The following is a 16,770-nucleotide window of genomic DNA, read 5'->3' as shown; positions in this document are numbered from 1 at the left end:
CTATCGGTCCCCGAAGACGGTGCGGTGCCAGTCCTTCCTGGCCACCGCGGTGTTGTCGTACATGACGTGCTTGACCTGCGTGTACTCCTCGAAGGAGTACGACGACATGTCCTTGCCGAAGCCGCTGGCCTTGTAGCCGCCGTGCGGCATCTCGCTGATGATCGGGATGTGGTCGTTGATCCACACGCAGCCCGCCGCGATCTCACGGGTCGCGCGGTTGGCCCGGTACAGGTCGCGGCTCCAGGCGGACGCGGCGAGGCCGTACGGGGTGTCGTTGGCGAGACGGATTCCCTCGTCGTCGGCGTCGAAGGGCAGCACCACGAGGACCGGGCCGAAGATCTCCGAGCGGACGACCTCGCTGTCCTGGGCCGCGCCGGTGATCAGGGTGGGCCGGTAGTAGGCGCCCGCGGCGAGATCGCCGCCCGGGGCCTCTCCGCCGGTGACGACGGTGGCGTAGGCACGGGCGCGCTCGACGAAACCCGCCACGCGGTCGCGCTGCTGACGGCTGATGAGCGGGCCGAGGTCGGTCGACGGGTCGAAGGGGTCGCCGAGCCGCACGGTCTCCATCAGCGCCGCGACGCCTGCCACGAACGCGTCGTACAGCGGACGCTGGACGTAGGCGCGGGTGGCGGCCGTGCAGTCCTGGCCGGTGTTGATGAGCGAGGCGGCGACCGCGCCGTTCACCGCGGCGTCGAGGTCGGCGTCGTCGAACACGACGAAGGGCGCCTTGCCGCCGAGCTCAAGGTGCAGGCGCTTGACGGTGGCCGTGGCGATCTCGGCCACCCGCCTGCCGACCGCGGTGGAGCCGGTGAAGGAGGTCATCACGACGTCGGGGTGCCCGACGAGGTGCTCCCCCGCGTCACGTCCGGCGCCGGACACGATGTTGATCACGCCGTCGGGGATGCCCGCCTCCGTCGCCGCCTGCGCGAACATCAGGGAGGTCAGCGGGGTGATCTCGGCGGGCTTGAGCACGATCGTGTTGCCGGCCGCGACGGCCGGGAGGATCTTCCAGGCGGCCATCTGGAGCGGGTAGTTCCACGGGGCGATGGAGCCGATCACCCCGATGGCCTCCCTGCGCACGTACGAGGTGTGGTCACCGCTGTACTCGGCCGCGGACCTCCCCTCCAGGTGGCGGGCGGCGCCCGCGAAGAACGCGGTGTTGTCCACCGTGCCGGGCACGTCGAACTCGGTCGACAGCTTGGCGGGCTTGCCGCACTGCAGGGATTCGGCGAACGCGAAGTCGTCGGCCCGGGCGGCGAGTACGGCGGCGAATCGGTGCAGGGCGTCCGAGCGTTCGGCGGGGGTGGTTCCCGACCAGCCGGGGAAGGCCGCGCGGGCGGCGGCGACCGCGGCGTCCACGTCGTCGGTGCCCGCCAGTTCGTACCGGTACACCGTCTCGCCCGTGGCCGGGTTCACCACCTCCTGGTGGCGCCCCGACGTGCCTGCTCGCAGCCGTCCGCCGATGTACTGCGCACCCTCGGCGAAGCGGTCCTGCACCTGGAAGCCGTTGCCCATGACGCTCTCCTCCGCCACCCCCCTGACCAGGGGCGGCGTAGCTTCTTCTCGAATTGAGTGCCGATCCTGACAGAGGGGACCTCTACCAACAAGTGATTCCGTTGTTTCCTTTTGGTTACGCGACGGAATCTGTCGACGATGTGTCGCGTGAACACGGAAATCCCCATACCGACTGTCAGTGGCGGATGTCAGACTCGGCTGCCATGGGACAGGAACACATGGACGACCTCCTGGCACGCACGGCACGCGGTGAACACGTGAAGTACCTGCCCTTCTGGGGGCACCGGCCCCGCGCGGACGGCACTCTCGGGGCGAGCTGCCTCAGCCAGTGGTGGCCTTCGCCGTTCACGGTCGAGGGCGTGTCCTATGCCTCGGCCGAGCACTGGATGATGGCCGGCAAGGCGCGGCTCTTCGGTGATGCGGAGGCGGAGCGACAGGCCCTGGCGGCGAGCAGCCCGGCGGCGGCCAAGAAGGTGGGCCGGCTCGTCCGGGACTTCGACGGCGAGGTGTGGGACCAGGAGCGGTTCGCCCTGGTGGTGGCGGGCAGCGTCCACAAGTTCGGCCAGGACCACGCGTTGCGGGCGTACCTGCTGGGCACCGGGGAGTGTGTGCTCGTCGAGGCGAGTCCGCTGGACCGGATATGGGGCATCGGACTCGCCAAGGACGACCCGCGCGTCTCCGACCCGGCATCCTGGCAGGGGCTCAATCTGCTGGGCTTCGCGCTCATGGAGGCGCGCTCGCGGCTGCGCGCGGGGTGACGCGGCCCGGGCGGGGAGACGGTCCTCCCCGCCCGGGCCGGCGCGGTGTCCGGATGCCGCCCGCCGGCGGACAGCCTGTCGTCCCCGGGGCGGACGGCACGCGGTCCGCCGGCAGGGCGCGCCTCCCGCAGGGTCAGCGGGTGGCGCCGACGACCAGTGAGGTGGCGTACGGGTCGTCGTAGTCGAACTCGCCGCCCGACTCGTCGTTGGCGATGGCCCAGATCAGGAAGCCGAGGAAGACGGCGCTGATGACGATCGAGATCGACCCGAGGATGATCCCGGCCAGAGCCATGCCGCCATTGGTCGCCTCCCCGCGCTTGGCCCGGCCCCGGCCGATGATGCCGAAGATCAGGGCGAGGATGCCGAGGATGATGCCGAGTCCCCACATGCAGAAGCCGGCCACCGCGATGATGCCGAGCACCATCGCGGCGATACCCAGCCCGTTCGCGGGGGCCGGAGCCCCCCAGCCCTGCGGCTGTCCTCCGTAACCGGGGTATCCCGGGTAGCCGTAGGACGCCGTGGGCGCGGCGGGGGCCGCCGGGTAGCCGTACTGGGCGGGCTGCCCCGGCCCGGTCGGTGCGATCGGCGGCGCGGGCACGCCGGGCTGCTGAGGGCCGAAGGCGCCGGCCGGCGGAGCCGGTATCGGCCCGGTGCCCGCGTCCGCGCCCGGCATGGCCGTGACCGTGGGCTGGTCGTGCACCGCCGGCGGGCGTGGCTCCGCGGACTTCCCCAGATCGACCCTGCTGTCCGGCGGAGCCCACGGATCGCGCGGCGCGCCCCCGCCACCGGGCTGCTGTGTGTTGTCTGACATGGGCCTCCCCCATCGTGATGCCGCCATGCTACGACCCGGCACCGGGCCGCACGGCCCCGCCTACGATGATCGGTGCAGCCGGTGTGCCCGGCGGGAACACGAGATCCGGGAGATTCCGATGAACGACCTGCGCCCCTTCATCGCGGGGCTGCCCAAGGCAGAGCTCCACGTCCACCACGTCGGGTCCGCCTCGCCCCGCATCGTGGCCGAACTGGCGGCCCACCACCCCGACTCCAAGGTACCCACGGACCCGGAGGCGCTGTCGGACTTCTTCACCTTCACCGACTTCGGGCACTTCATCGACGTGTACCTCTCGGTGGTGGACCTGATCCGCACCCCGGAGGACGTCCGGCTGCTGACCTTCGAGGTGGCCCGTGACATGGCGCGGCAGAACATCCGGTACGCCGAACTGACCGTCACGCCGTTCAGCTCGACCCGCCGGGGCATTCCCGAGGTCGGCTTCATGGAGGCCATCGAGGACGCGCGGAAGGCCGCCGAGGCCGAGCTCGGCGTCGTCCTGCGCTGGTGCTTCGACATTCCGGGTGAGGCCGGGCTGGAGGCGGCCGAGGAGACGGCCCGGCTGGCCGTGGACCTGCGGCCGGAGGGGCTCGTCTCCTTCGGTCTGGGCGGGCCGGAGATCGGTGTGGACCGCCCGCAGTTCAAGCCGTACTTCGACCGCGCGATCGCCGAGGGCCTGCACTCCGTGCCGCACGCCGGGGAGACCACGGGCCCGCAGACCGTCTGGGACGCGCTGACCGCGCTGCGCGCGGAGCGCATCGGCCACGGCACGAGCTCCACGCAGGATCCGAAGCTGCTGGCCCACCTCGCCGAGCACCGGATCGCCCTGGAGGTCTGCCCGACGTCGAACATCGCCACGCGCGCGGTGGCCGACATCGAACAGCACCCGATCAGGGAGATGGTCCAGGCCGGCGTGCTCGTCACGGTCAACAGCGACGACCCGCCCATGTTCGGCACCGATCTCAACAACGAGTACGCGGTCGCGGCCAGGCTCCTGTCCCTGGACGAGCGCGGGGTGGCGGCGTTGGCGAAGAACGCCGTCGAGGCGTCGTACCTGGACCCGGCGGGCAAGCGGACGCTCGCCGCCGAGATCGACACGTACACGACGAACTGGCTGGGGGCTCCCGGCCGGTGAACCTCGCGGTCACAATGGCCCCATGACCACCACCGTCACCGCCGTGGCCCACCGCGGCGATCCCTACCGTGCCCGCGAGAACACCCTGCCCTCGATCCGGTCCGCCGTGGAACGGGGCGCGGACGCGGTCGAGATCGACGTCCGCGTCACCCGGGACGGCGTGCCGGTCCTGCTCCACGACGCCACTCTGGAGCGGCTGTGGGGCCACGACGTCCGCGTCGACCGTCTGGACCACCAGGAGTTGGAGGAGCGGACCGGCGGCGGCGTGCCCACCCTGGAGGAGGCGCTGTCCGCCGCCGGTGCCTGCCGGGTCATGGTCGATCTTCCCGGCTCGACCGACGGTTCCGTGCGGCGGACCGTGGGCGCGGTCCGCGACTGCGGGGCGCGGGAGAAGGTGTACTACTGCGCGGACACGCACGCCATGCTGCGCGTACGGGCAGCCGATCCGTCGGCGGAGATCGCGCTGACCTGGACGACGCTCGCACCGCCGCGTCCCGTGCTGCTCGACGCGGTGCGGCCGCGCTGGCTGAACTACCGGTTCGGTCTGCTCAGCCGCGAGATCACCGACCGGGTCCACGGCGACGGTCTGCTGGTCTCCGCCTGGACGGCGGACACCCGGCGCACGATGCGGCGCCTGATCGCGTGCGGCGCCGACTCGATCACGACGAACCGCATCGGCGCACTGCGCTCCGAGCTCGCCAACTCACGCGCAGGCGGACGCACTTGATCGGTCCGGCATCATGGTCGGTGCCGTACCGTCCGTGATCCCAGGAGCAGTCGTGCCCGAGTCCAGCCCTCGCACGGTCCCAGCCCGTGTCCGTTCCGACATCGCCCACAACGCCCGTGTGTGGAACTACTGGCTGGGCGGCACGGACTACTTCCCCGTGGACCGCGTCGTCGGCGAGCAGGTGACGGGAATGTATCCGAGCATCGGCGAAGTGGCGCGCGCGGACCGGGCCTTCCTGGGCCGGGTGGTGCGTCATCTGGCCGGGGACGCGGGCATCGGCCAGTTCCTGGACATAGGCACCGGCCTGCCGACGGCGGACAACACCCACGAGGTCGCCCAGCACACGGCGCCCGAAGCCCGTGTCGTCTACCTCGACAACGACCCGATCGTGCTGGCCCACGCCCGCTCCCTGCTCACCAGTTCGCCCGAGGGCGCCACCGAGTACGTCGAGGCCGACGCCCGGGACCCGGAGCTGATCCTGCGGCTCGCCGGACGCACCCTGGACCTCGGCCGGCCCGTCGCGGTGATGATGCTGGGCATCCTCAACTTCGTCCTGGACACGGACGAGGCCCGGCGCATCGTGGGCACGCTCATGGACGCGCTGCCCTCCGGCAGCCATCTGGTGCTCACCCACCCGACGCTGGAACTGGGCGGCGGCGGCAACGAGGCCGCGATGCGCTTCTGGAACGAGAACGCCACACCGCCGATCACCGCGCGCAGCCGCTCCGAGTTCGCCTCCCTCCTGGACGGCCTGGACGTCCTGGAACCGGGCATCGTGTCCTGCTCCCGCTGGCGGTCCGGCTCCACCGCGCGCAATCCCGAGGTCGCGCAGTTCGGCGCGGTCGGCCGGAAACCCTGATGCCGAGACCCCGGGCGCGGTGGCTCCCGCGGGGCGCGTGGGCCACCGACACCGGAATCGCGCTGGTCGTGCAGGCGGCGGTGACCATGCCGTTCGTGGTGCCGCGCCCCGCCGGCATGCCCGCCGCCACCTGGGCGGCGTACGGCCTGACGACGCTGACCGTGCTGCCGCTGGTGGCGCGCAGGCGCGCGCCCGTCACCGTGCTGGTGCTGGTCCTGACGGCGGGCGCGCTGTACCGCTTCGCCGTGGACGGCCCCGGCCAGCCCCTGCCCTACACGGGACTGGTGGCCTTCTGCACGGTGGCGGAGCTCTCCTCACCGGCACGACGGCTGGCGGTCGGGCTGCTCGTGCTCACGGTGGTGTTCCCCTCGGTGGCGCTGAACACCGGCGAGGCCAGGGAGCTGCTGTTCTCGCTGTTCGTGTTCGCCGCGGCCTACGCCTTCGGCCGCCACATCCACACCCGCAAGGCGTACATCCGCGCGATGGAGGACCGTGCGCTGCAGCGGGAGGTGACGCACCGGATCGAGGCCGAGCGGACGGCCGCGCGCGAACGCGCCCGGATCGCCAGGGAGATGCACGACATCCTCTCGCACGCGGTGAGCCTCATGATCGTGCAGGCGGAGGCGGGCCCGGTGGCGGTGCGTACGGCTCCGGAGCGCGCGGAAGCCGCCTTCGACGCCATTTCGGAGACGGGGAGGGACGCCATGGTGCAGCTGCGCCGGATGCTGGGTGTGCTGCGGGACGGCGGTACGGAGACCGAGGCGTCCCCGAGGTCCCCGCAGCCCGGACTCACGGGCCTGCCGGCCCTGCTGGAACGCGTCCGATCCGGCGGCCTCCACGTGGAGTTCACGTCGACCGGGGAGCCGGGGCGGATTCCCGACGACACGGGGACCACGGTCCACCGGATCGTGCAGGAGGCGCTGACGAACGTCGTGAAGCACGCCCGCGCGAGGACGGTGACGGTGCGGCTCCACCACACCGCCGGCGAGCTGGCCGTCACCGTGACGGACGACGGCCGGGGGCCCGGTACCACGACCGGCCTGGGGCTGATCGGCATCCGGGAACGGGCCGCCGCCCACGGCGGACGTGCCCGGTCCGGGGCCGGGCCGGACGGCCGCGGCTACCAGGTCCACGTCGTCCTCCCGCTCGCCACCTCCGTCCAGGGGGAGGGGATTTGACCATCCGCGTGGTGGTGGCCGACGACCAGGAGCTGGTGCGCAGCGGCTTCGCGATGATCCTCGGCGCGCAGCCGGACATCGACGTGCTCGCCGAGGCGGGTGACGGTGCGCAGGCCGTCGAAGCGGTGCGCGCGCTACGGCCGGACGTCGTCCTGCTGGACGTCAGGATGCCCGTGCTGGACGGCATCGAGGCCTGCCGGGCGATCACCGGCGAGGACGGTTGCCGCGCGATCATGCTGACCACCTTCGACTCCGACGAGTATGTCTACGAGGCCCTGCACGCGGGCGCGAGCGGCTTTCTGCTGAAGGACGTCCGCCGGGACGATCTGGTGCACGCGGTACGGGTGGTGGCCGCCGGGGACTCGCTGGTCGCCCCGTCCGTGGCCCGCCGGCTGATCGCGGCGTACACCTCCCGGCCGCCCGTCGGCAGGCAGGCCCGCCGGACGGACCGGCTCGACTCGCTCACGGCCCGGGAGAGGGAGACCCTGCTGCACCTGGCACGAGGACTCTCCAACGCCGAGATAGCGGCGGCGCTCGTGGTCAGTGAGCACACGGTCAAGACGCATGTGGGCAACGTGCTGTCCAAGCTGGGCCTCCGGGACCGGGTCCAGGCGGTCATCTGCGCCTACGAGACGGGGCTGGTCGCACCTCTCCCGGACTGAGCGGGTCCGGCGGCTCCCCCGCAGGAGGGAGGCGCCGCCGGGGGCCTCCCCCGGCCGGGGGAGCGGATCTCCCCCGCAGGACCCCTCGCTCGGGTGATCCGCCGGGGGTACCGGATCAACAGGATGGAGTCATCGGCCGGTTACCGGCTTCACCTTCCTGGAGGCACCCGATGATCCCCTCCCACGCCCACGCCCACGCCCGCACCCGCACCCGCACCCGCACCCGCACCCGCGGCATCCTGGCGACCGCCCTGGTCCTCGGCATCGCGTCCGGTCCGGCCGTGCCGGCGGTGGCGGTACCCGCCGCGGCGCACCGGGCGCCGTCGGCCGTCGTCCTCGCGCGCGGAGTCCCGGCGGCGGACGCCGCGGCCCTGAGAGCGGCGGTCTCCGGACTTCCGGGCAAGGACGCCACCGCGGCGCTGGTGCGGGTAGGCGGCACCGACGGCAGCTGGCACGGCAGTTCGGGCGTGCACGACCTCGTCTCGAACCGCTCCGCGGACCCGCGGGGACGCTTCCGCGCCGGATCGGTGACCAAGGTGTTCACCGCCGCCACCGCCCTGCAACTCGCCTCCGAGGGCGAGGTGGACCTGGACCGCACGGCGCGGCACTACCTCCCGGAGCTGATCCCGGCGGCGTACGGCCGGGTGACCGTCCGGCAGTTGCTCAACCACACGAGTGGGATACCGGGGGCCCTGATGCCGGGCGACACCCTGGAGGAGAGGTACGCCCGTCGCTTCGACCTCCACGCGCCGCGTGACATGGTCGCCTCCGCCACAGCGCAGCGGCCGGAGTTCGCGCCCGGGACGAGCCAGCACTACCTGAACATCAACTACACGGTGCTGGGGCTGATCATCGAGAGGGTGACCGGCGATGCGTACGCCGACCAGGTGGGTCTGCGCATCCTGCGTCCGCTGGGCTTGCGCTCCACCTCGTTCCCGGGCACCGACGCCCGGATCCGCGGACCGCACAACCACGGCTACCAGGCGTTCCCCGCACCGTCGGGGGGCACGGAGCTGCGGGACGTGTCGGTGTGGGGCGCCACCGACTGCTGGGCGGCGGGGGACATCATCTCGACGACCGCGGACCTGGAGCGCTTCACAACGGCCCTGTTCCGGGGGCAGGTGGTGCGCGGTCCGCTGCTGGAGGAGATGTTCACCCTGCCGGACCCCTCGGTACGGACGTACGGGACGGGGACACCCGCCCAGTTCAGCGCCGGTCTCAGCGCGATGACTCTGGGCGGGCGCCGGGTATGGGGGAAGACGGGCGGCCGCTACGGCTACAACTCGGTGCTGGCGGCCACCCGCGATCTGTCCCGGACCCTCGTCTACAGCGTCAACTCGACGGACGCGAAGGGGCAGGACGCGAACCGCACGGCGATGGGCATCGTCGTGGCGGCCTTCGGGGCACCGCCGGCCGCGTGAGTCAGGCCGGCGACGGGGCGGGCGGGGCGACGGCGGGCGGGACCGTCATCGCCTCCAGCCGCTTGATCATGCGCCGGACGACGAACAGGGGGATGACGCCGAAGACTCCGAAGGACATGTCGATGACCGACCACCACAGGGGGATGCCCCGGATCGGTCCGCAGATCAGGGCCAGCGGGATGATCCCCGCGCAGGCGATCATCCCGAACTCGATCACCCACACGTTGCGCACCGGATCGCGGTAGGGACCGTAGAAGGCGACGGCGATGACCAGGTGGGCGAAGGCCAGCCAGTCGGTGCCGTACAGCACGAAGGGGTAATCGGCGTCGGCCTCGTCGAGGCCGGTCCGGACCCTGGTGATCCACTCGGTGAGGGCCGGAAGGTGTTCGGGGAAGGGAGAGGCCCGGGACGTCAGAAGGTCCTCGGCCCAGCGGAGTTCGTGCACCAGGGAGAAGGCGGTCAGCCCGCTCAGCACCAGGCAGACGATGAAGACGATCAGCCACACGCGTATGCGCCGCGACAGCGCTCGCTCATGGCAGGAAGGCTACGCCCATCATGAACGCGTTCAAAAACAGGGGTCCGGTCATGCACCCCACGGCACCCGGGGTGACCGCGCTTCACGCGAGGCGCCCGCGAATCCCGTCGCCCGCCCGCGAATCCCGCCGCCCGCCCGCGGGCACGCGAACGGCCCCGGACCGGGAGGTCCGGGGCCGTCGGTGAGGCACCGCTGCTCGGAACGGCTGGGAGCGCAGCCGCGCGGGGCGCTCCTGCTCGCGGCGTCGCGCTCAGCCGTCGAGCGAGGTCATGACGTGCTTGATGCGGGTGTAGTCCTCGAAGCCGTACGCCGACAGGTCCTTGCCGTAGCCGGACTTCTTGAATCCGCCGTGCGGCATCTCGGCCACCAGCGGGATGTGGGTGTTGATCCACACGCAGCCGAAGTCGAGCTGCTTGGACATCCGCATCGCGCGGGAGTGGTCCTTGGTCCACACCGAGGAGGCAAGTGCGTACTCGACGCCGTTGGCGTACTCGACCGCCTGCGTCTCGTCGGTGAAGGACTGCACGGTGATGACGGGGCCGAAGACCTCGTGCTGGATGATCTCGTCGTCCTGCTTGAGCCCGGACACGACGGTCGGGGCGTAGAAGTAGCCCTTCTCGCCGACCCGGTGGCCGCCCGCCTCGACCCTGGCGTGCGCCGGGAGCCGCTCGATGAAGCCGCTGACCTGCGCGAGCTGGTTGGCGTTGTTGAGCGGGCCGTAGAGCACGTCCTCGTCGTCCGGCATGCCGGTCTTCGTGTCGGCCGCCGCCTTGGCGAGGGCGGTGACGAACTCGTCGTGGACGGACTCGTGGACCAGGACGCGGGTCGCGGCCGTACAGTCCTGACCGGCGTTGAAGTAGCCCGCGACGGAGATGCCTTCGACGGCCTTGGCGATGTCGGCGTCCTCGAAGACGACTACTGGGGCCTTGCCGCCGAGTTCCAGGTGAACGCGCTTGACGTCCTTGGCCGCGGACTCCGCGACCTGCATGCCGGCCCGCACCGAGCCGGTGATGGAGGCCATCGCCGGCGTCGGGTGCTCGACCATCGCACGGCCCGTCTCACGGTCGCCGCAGATGACGTTGAAGACGCCCTTGGGCAGGATCTGCCCGATGATCTCGGCGATCAGCACGGTCGACGCCGGGGTGGTGTCGGACGGCTTGATCACGACGGTGTTGCCCGCGGCGAGCGCCGGGGCGAACTTCCACACGGCCATCATCATGGGGTAGTTCCACGGCGCGACCTGGGCGCACACGCCCACGGGCTCGCGGCGGACGATGGAGGTGAGGCCCTCCATGTACTCGCCGGCCGAGCGGCCTTCGAGCAGCCTTGCGGCACCGGCGAAGAAGCGGATCTGGTCCACCATCGGCGGGATCTCTTCGGTGCGGGTGAGCTCCAGCGGCTTGCCGGTGTTCTCCGACTCGGCCGCGATGAGGTCCTCCGCGCGCTCCTCGAAGGCGTCCGCGATCTTCAGCAGTGCCTTCTGGCGCTCGGCGGGCGTGACGTCACGCCACGCGGGGAACGCGGCCGCGGCGGCGTCCATGGCGGCATCGACGTCGGCCTGCCCCGAGAGGGGGGAGGTCGCGTAGACCTCTTCCGTCACCGGGCTGACCACGTCGATGGTCCGCCCGTCCGCGGCGTCCCGGAACTCTCCGTTGATGTAGTTGCGCAGACGGCGCACCTCGGTGGTCACAACCACCCCTCCTGTCGACTGTCCGATGGGTGAGACTTCCACCCTAAACCGTGGGGCGACGCTTTCGACATACCCAACCACCGTGAACTTCGGATTCAGTGAGATTCGAGCACTCAAACAACGAATTTCATCGATTCAGGCTTGCCAGACGGACGAGTAGCGGTGCACAGTGGGGACGTGGCCAGCCGTAGCGCAGACTCCAGGAACGGGAGCGGATCGTCACCAGCGGTCGATGCCGTCTCCCTCGCAATCATCGAGCAGCTCCAGGAGGACGGACGCCGTCCCTACGCCGCGATCGGCAAGGCCGTGGGCCTCTCCGAGGCCGCCGTACGACAGCGCGTCCAGAAGCTGCTCGACCAGGGCGTGATGCAGATCGTCGCCGTCACGGACCCTCTCACCGTGGGCCTGCGGCGGCAGGCGATGGTGGGCATCAACGTCGAGGGTGACCTCGACCCCGTGGCCGAAGCCCTGTCGGCCATGGCCGAGTGCGAGTACGTGGTGATGACCGCGGGCTCCTTCGACCTGATGGTGGAGATCGTCTGCGAGGACGACGACCACCTGCTGGAGACGATCAACAAACGCATCCGGGCCATACCCGGGGTGCGCTCCACCGAGAGCTTCGTCTACCTCAAGCTCAAGAAGCAGACCTATATGTGGGGAACCCGATAGCCGTGAGCAAGGACCTCAGCCGTACCGCGTACGACCACCTGTGGATGCACTTCACCCGCATGTCGGACTACGAGAACGCGCCCGTTCCCACGATCGTGCGGGGCGAGGGCACCTACATCTACGACGACAAGGGCAAGCGCTACCTCGACGGCCTCTCCGGTCTCTTCGTGGTCAACGCCGGACACGGCCGCCACGAGCTCGCCGAGACGGCGTACAAGCAGGGCCAGGAGCTGGCCTTCTTCCCGGTGTGGTCCTACGCCCACCCCAAGGCCGTCGAGCTCGCCGAGCGACTCGCCCACCACGCCCCGGGCGACCTCAACAAGGTCTTCTTCACCACCGGCGGCGGTGAGGCGGTGGAGACCGCCTGGAAGCTCGCCAAGCAGTACTTCAAGCTCCAGGGCAAGCCGACCAAGTACAAGGTCATCTCGCGCGCGGTCGCCTACCACGGCACCCCGCAGGGCGCCCTGTCGATCACCGGGCTCCCCGCCCTCAAGGCCCCCTTCGAGCCGCTGGTACCCGGCGCGCACAAGGTGCCGAACACCAACATCTACCGGGCGCCCCTGTTCGGTGACGACCCGGAGGCCTTCGGCCGCTGGGCCGCCGACCAGATCGAGCAGCAGATCCTCTTCGAGGGCCCGGACACCGTCGCCGCGGTCTTCCTGGAGCCGGTGCAGAACGCGGGCGGCTGCTTCCCGCCGCCGCCCGGCTACTTCCAGCGGGTGCGGGAGATCTGCGACCAGTACGACGTGCTGCTCGTCTCCGACGAGGTCATCTGCGCCTTCGGACGCCTCGGCACGATGTTCGCCTGCGACAAGTTCGGCTACGTCCCGGACATGATCACCTGCGCCAAGGGCATGACCTCGGGCTACTCCCCCATCGGCGCCTGCATCATCTCCGACCGGCTGGCCGAGCCGTTCTACCGCGGCGGCAACACCTTCCTGCACGGCTACACGTTCGGCGGCCACCCGGTCTCCGCCGCCGTCGGCCTCGCCAACCTCGACATCTTCGAGCGCGAGGGCCTGAACCAGCACGTCCTGGACAACGAGAACGCGTTCCTGACGACCCTGCAGAAGCTGCACGACCTGCCCATCGTCGGCGACGTCCGGGGCAACGGCTTCTTCTACGGCATCGAGCTGGTGAAGGACAAGGCCACCAAGGAGACGTTCACCGAAGAGGAGACCGAGCGCGTCCTGTACGGCTTCCTCTCCAAGGCGCTGTACGAGAACGGCCTCTACTGCCGGGCCGACGACCGGGGCGACCCGGTCGTCCAGCTCGCGCCGCCGCTGATCTCCGACCAGTCGACGTTCGACGAGATCGAGGGCATCCTCCGGACCGTCCTGACGGAGGCCTGGACGAAGCTCTGACCGACAGCCGGACCCCGGCTCACGCACGGCCGACCGGCGGTCCGGCTCACAGCTGACCGGCGGCCGACCGGCAGCTGACCCCCGGCTGACCGGCGGCCGGCCACCGGAGAACCGCTCCGGTAGTCACTTCATACGCTTTACACGGCCCGGATGCACCCTTTCGAGTGAGAAGGGGAGCATCCGGGCCGTGTGCTGTCCCGACACCCCGGTCCGGCTGCCTAGCGTGCCGAGTGACCGAACGGCTGCGTTCTCGTTGTATTCGTTCCCCCGTACGGGGGAACGGGAAATCTGACCGAACCGAGGTGTACGCCATGGTGGCCCCGCCCGACAACGACGTGATCTGGGGACGTTCCCTGCACCACTCCCACAACGGATCCCCGGGGTTGTCCGGTGTGTCCATCGGAGTGCGGGACGGCGAGATCCTCGCCGTCACCGGCCCGCGCGGGAGCGGGAAGACCACCCTGCTGCACTGCCTGTCCGGCCAGTTGGTGCCCGAGCAGGGCGAGGTGTGGTTCAACAGCGTTCCCGTGCACACCATGGGCCCCAGGATGCGCGAGCAGCTGCGCCGCGAGCGGTTCGGCTGGATCGGCGCCGAACCGCAGCTCGTCCCGGAGTTGACCACCTGGGAGAACGCGGCCCTGCCGCTGCTGTTGCGGGGCGTGTCGCACCGCGCCGCGAAGAAGGCCGCCACCGAGTGGCTGGAGCGGCTGGACATCGGCCCCCTCGCCAAGAAGCGTCCGCACGCGTTGCTGCAGGCGCAGCGCCAGCGGATCTCGGTGGCGCGCGCGCTGACGGCGTCCCCTTCCGTGATCTTCGCCGACGAGCCGACGGCGTCCCTGCACCACGCCGAACGCGCACAGCTTCTGCGCACCCTCACCACGGCTGCCCGGTCGCACGGCATCACGGTCGTGCTCGCCACCCATGACGCGGAGGTCGCCGCGCTGGCCGACCGCGTGATCGGTCTGCTGGACGGCCGCCGCGTCAACACCACCACCCTGCCCGCCGCGTCCGACCCGGAAGGCCGCTCGGCGTGCTCGCTCTCCGTCTGACCCGTGGATCGCACCCCCTGGTCCTGATGCGGCGCCTGGTCCTCGCCGCCGCGTCGGCCGGGGTCGGATTCCTGCTGCTGTGCACCCTCGGATACGCCTCCGGGCACCCGGCGGACGCGACGAGCTCCGTCCTGCGGCTGCTCTGGTGCGCCGTACCGCTGGCCGCGACCGTGCAGTTCGCCGTCGCCGTGGCCCGTACCGATCCGAGCACCCGCCCGCGCCCCGGTCTCTTCGCCGCGGGCCTGGGCCCGGTCCGGCTGGCGGCGCTCGCCGCGGTCTCCACCGCCGTGTCCACGACGCTGGGGTCGATGGTGGCCCTGCTCTTCTTCCTGCATCTGCGCGGGGACCTCACCGGTCTGCCGTTCGACGGAGGCGCCGCGGAGTTCCTGGGCGCGGGCACCTCTCTGCCCCTCGCCGCGGTCGTCATGCTGCTGGCCCTGGTGCCCTTGGCAGCGTCCGCGGCGAGCGGACTCGCGGTGCGTGCCCGGCCGGTCGCGCCCTCCGAGGCCCAGGAGGCCGAGCAGGAACTCGCCCCCGCCACCACACCGACGGGCCTGCCCTGGGGCGTGGCGCTCACGGCGGCCGGTCTCGCGGTCGAGGCCTACGCCAGCCGAGGCTCGGCGGGCAGCCCCTTCCCGCTGCCCGGCCGGCTCGACTCCACTCCGGCGGCCGTCCTTGCGGGGTGGGTCCTCACGGCGATCGGCCTGGCCATGGCGGGCCCCGGCCTCACCCATCTGTGCGGGCGGCTGCTCCAGGCCGTGCGCCCCGGGGCCGTACGCCTGTTGGCGGGCCGTGTCCTCATGGACGAGGCCACGCGGATCGGCCGCCCGCTGGGCATCCTCTGCGCGGTGGTGTCAGGGGTCGTCGCGGCCTCCGTGCTGTACACCGGCGGGCCCCGGCCCTTCGGCCCGCTCACCGCGCTCGGTGCGGTCCTCGTCATCGGCTGCACCACCGCGACGCTCCTGACCTCGGCTCTCGAAGCCAGGCAGGCCCGCGCCCGTACGGCCGGTACCCTGCTGCGCCTCGGCGCGCCCGCCTCCGCGCTCCGCAGCGCGGCCGCGCTGCGCGCGCTGGTGCTGCTGGCCGTCTTCGTCCCGCTGACCTGGGCGATCGCGGTGCTGGCGGCCCTGCCTCTGACGGAGTGACCTCCTCCGCCGCGGCGGTACGTAGCATGGCCACGTGGAGAATCCGGACGAGAGTACGTACGCACCCGGCGTCGAGATCGAGACGCTCACCGCATTCGACCGCGCGGTCGCGGCCGGAACCCTGGCCGGGCACCGTGTCCAGTCCGTCGACCTGACGGACCGGGGCGACGCGCTGCTCAGGACCGACACGCGTGGCGCGGTCTTCCTCGGCTGCCGCATCGCACCGCGCGCGGAGGCGAAGATACGGGCGGACGGCGCGTTCGTCTTCCCTCCGGTACCCGGTCTGCCCTTCGACCCCTACCGGGGCCTGCTCTACACCCCGGAGGCGCTCTACGAGGGTCTGGCCGAGGGCGGATACGCCTCGACGCCGGACGCGCGGGCGTACAGCTGGTTCCAGCTGACCAAGTCGAACGGCGATGTCTTCGCCTCGATGCTGCGGGCCCTCCACGACGACGCGGTGTCCGACGCGCTGGACGAACACCTGGCCGGCGCCCGGGTGGTGGGCGTGATGGGCGGCCACGCGATGGCGCGCGGCTCCGCCGAGTACCAGGGCGCCGCCGTGCTCGGCCGGGACCTGGCCCGCGCCGGCCTGACAGTGGCGACGGGCGGTGGACCCGGCGCCATGGAGGCGGCGAATCTGGGCGCCTACGCCGCCCCGCACTCCGACGCGATGCTGCTCAAGGCGTGCGAAGTCCTCGCCGCGGCACCCTCGTTCAGTCCTTCGGTCACCGACTGGGCCTCGGCGGCGTTCACGGTGCGCGAGCGCTGGCCCGACGGCGGTTCCTCGGTCGCGGTACCCACCTGGTTCTACGGCCACGAGCCGCCGAACGCCTTCGCGGACCACATCGCCAAGTACTTCGCGAACGCCGTGCGCGAGGACGGGCTGCTGGCCCGTTCGACCGCCGGTGTGATCTTCCTGCCGGGCGCCGCCGGAACGGTCCAGGAGATCTTCGACAACGCGACGCCGAACTACTACGAGTCGCGGTCCGCGCCCACCCCCATGGTGCTGGTGAACCGCGCGCACTGGACGGAGAAGCTGCCCGCCTGGCCGCTGCTGCGCGCGCTGGCGGCGGGCCGGTCGATGGAGTCGCGCATCGCGCTCGTCGACTCCGTCGAGGAGGCCGCCGGAGCGCTGGCCCGGCTGACGGAGTCGACCGCCGGGAGCTGATCCCGGCCCGGGTCTCAGGCCGGATCGGCCGCCGGACGCGGCCTGCCGGAACGGCGTCAGCCCCGC

15 protein-coding genes and 1 pseudogene are annotated in these 16,770 nt (G+C 71.4%); 12 read left to right on the top strand and 4 right to left on the bottom strand.

Annotated features, from left to right (window positions below; translation table 11 throughout):
* On the bottom strand, positions 1–1,515 hold the full coding sequence (locus ACFYY2_RS25915; protein ID WP_388746940.1) for a gamma-aminobutyraldehyde dehydrogenase: 1,515 nt from the start codon (positions 1,513–1,515) through the stop codon (positions 1–3).
* A gap of 218 nt (positions 1,516–1,733) precedes the next feature.
* Here ACFYY2_RS25915 and ACFYY2_RS25910 point away from each other — a divergent pair, with 218 nt between their 5' ends.
* On the top strand, positions 1,734–2,273 hold the full coding sequence (locus ACFYY2_RS25910; protein WP_388747122.1) for an NADAR family protein: 540 nt from the start codon (positions 1,734–1,736) through the stop codon (positions 2,271–2,273).
* A gap of 133 nt (positions 2,274–2,406) precedes the next feature.
* Here the strand turns inward: ACFYY2_RS25910 and ACFYY2_RS25905 are convergent, their stop codons facing one another.
* Entirely contained in the window at positions 2,407–3,084 is a 678-nt protein-coding gene (locus ACFYY2_RS25905; protein ID WP_388746937.1) for a DUF4190 domain-containing protein, read from the bottom strand.
* Positions 3,085–3,202: 118 nt separating this feature from the next.
* Here ACFYY2_RS25905 and ACFYY2_RS25900 point away from each other — a divergent pair, with 118 nt between their 5' ends.
* From ACFYY2_RS25900 to ACFYY2_RS25875, 6 genes and pseudogenes are all read left to right on the top strand, one after another.
* Positions 3,203–4,237 carry an adenosine deaminase gene (locus tag ACFYY2_RS25900; RefSeq protein WP_388746934.1) on the top strand — a complete coding sequence of 345 codons (1,035 nt, stop codon included), beginning with the start codon at positions 3,203–3,205 and terminating at the stop codon, positions 4,235–4,237.
* 22 nt (positions 4,238–4,259) lie between these two features.
* Positions 4,260–4,964 (top strand): glycerophosphodiester phosphodiesterase, encoded by a 705-nt coding sequence (locus ACFYY2_RS25895; RefSeq protein ID WP_388746931.1) that lies wholly within the window; start codon positions 4,260–4,262, stop codon positions 4,962–4,964.
* 13 nt (positions 4,965–4,977) lie between these two features.
* A complete protein-coding gene (locus ACFYY2_RS25890; RefSeq protein WP_388746929.1) occupies positions 4,978–5,823 on the top strand; it encodes an SAM-dependent methyltransferase in 846 nt (281 codons plus the stop codon).
* The gene (locus tag ACFYY2_RS25885; protein ID WP_388746926.1) at positions 5,823–7,001 is read left to right on the top strand and encodes a sensor histidine kinase; all 1,179 of its coding nucleotides are present in this window, start codon (positions 5,823–5,825) and stop codon (positions 6,999–7,001) included. Before ACFYY2_RS25890 ends, ACFYY2_RS25885 begins: the two co-directional genes overlap by 1 nt.
* Positions 6,998–7,716, top strand: a pseudogene (locus ACFYY2_RS25880) (response regulator); the annotation flags it as partial. The gene ACFYY2_RS25885 and the pseudogene ACFYY2_RS25880, both read left to right, overlap by 4 nt.
* Before the next feature lie 117 nt (positions 7,717–7,833).
* Positions 7,834–9,084, top strand: a complete 1,251-nt coding sequence (locus ACFYY2_RS25875) for a serine hydrolase domain-containing protein (RefSeq protein WP_388747119.1) — start codon at positions 7,834–7,836, stop codon at positions 9,082–9,084.
* 1 nt (position 9,085) lies between these two features.
* Here the strand turns inward: ACFYY2_RS25875 and ACFYY2_RS25870 are convergent, their stop codons facing one another.
* The gene (locus tag ACFYY2_RS25870) at positions 9,086–9,589 is read right to left on the bottom strand and encodes a hypothetical protein (RefSeq protein WP_388746924.1); all 504 of its coding nucleotides are present in this window, start codon (positions 9,587–9,589) and stop codon (positions 9,086–9,088) included.
* A gap of 280 nt (positions 9,590–9,869) precedes the next feature.
* Entirely contained in the window at positions 9,870–11,309 is a 1,440-nt protein-coding gene (locus ACFYY2_RS25865) for a gamma-aminobutyraldehyde dehydrogenase (protein ID WP_388746921.1), read from the bottom strand.
* A gap of 162 nt (positions 11,310–11,471) precedes the next feature.
* Between ACFYY2_RS25865 and ACFYY2_RS25860 the strand changes: the two genes are divergently transcribed.
* The 5 genes from ACFYY2_RS25860 to ACFYY2_RS25840 all read left to right on the top strand — a co-directional run bounded on the left by ACFYY2_RS25860 (position 11,472) and on the right by ACFYY2_RS25840 (position 16,704).
* The gene (locus tag ACFYY2_RS25860) at positions 11,472–11,978 is read left to right on the top strand and encodes an Lrp/AsnC family transcriptional regulator (RefSeq protein WP_329040946.1); all 507 of its coding nucleotides are present in this window, start codon (positions 11,472–11,474) and stop codon (positions 11,976–11,978) included.
* Complete coding sequence (locus tag ACFYY2_RS25855) at positions 11,963–13,342, top strand: aspartate aminotransferase family protein (protein WP_388746918.1); 1,380 nt, start codon at positions 11,963–11,965, stop codon at positions 13,340–13,342. Before ACFYY2_RS25860 ends, ACFYY2_RS25855 begins: the two co-directional genes overlap by 16 nt.
* A gap of 311 nt (positions 13,343–13,653) precedes the next feature.
* The gene (locus ACFYY2_RS25850) at positions 13,654–14,391 is read left to right on the top strand and encodes an ABC transporter ATP-binding protein (RefSeq protein WP_388746915.1); all 738 of its coding nucleotides are present in this window, start codon (positions 13,654–13,656) and stop codon (positions 14,389–14,391) included.
* Positions 14,373–15,536, top strand: a complete 1,164-nt coding sequence (locus tag ACFYY2_RS25845) for a hypothetical protein (protein ID WP_388746912.1) — start codon at positions 14,373–14,375, stop codon at positions 15,534–15,536. Before ACFYY2_RS25850 ends, ACFYY2_RS25845 begins: the two co-directional genes overlap by 19 nt.
* Positions 15,537–15,570: 34 nt before the next feature.
* The gene (locus ACFYY2_RS25840; RefSeq protein ID WP_388746909.1) at positions 15,571–16,704 is read left to right on the top strand and encodes an LOG family protein; all 1,134 of its coding nucleotides are present in this window, start codon (positions 15,571–15,573) and stop codon (positions 16,702–16,704) included.
* Positions 16,705–16,770: the final 66 nt, after the last annotated feature.

Origin of the sequence: Streptomyces sp. NPDC001822 (assembly GCF_042892135.1) — a bacterium.
Lineage (GTDB): Bacteria > Actinomycetota > Actinomycetes > Streptomycetales > Streptomycetaceae > Streptomyces.
Note: the sequence above shows the minus strand (reverse complement) of the source record. Positions and strands in the feature narration are given on the sequence as shown.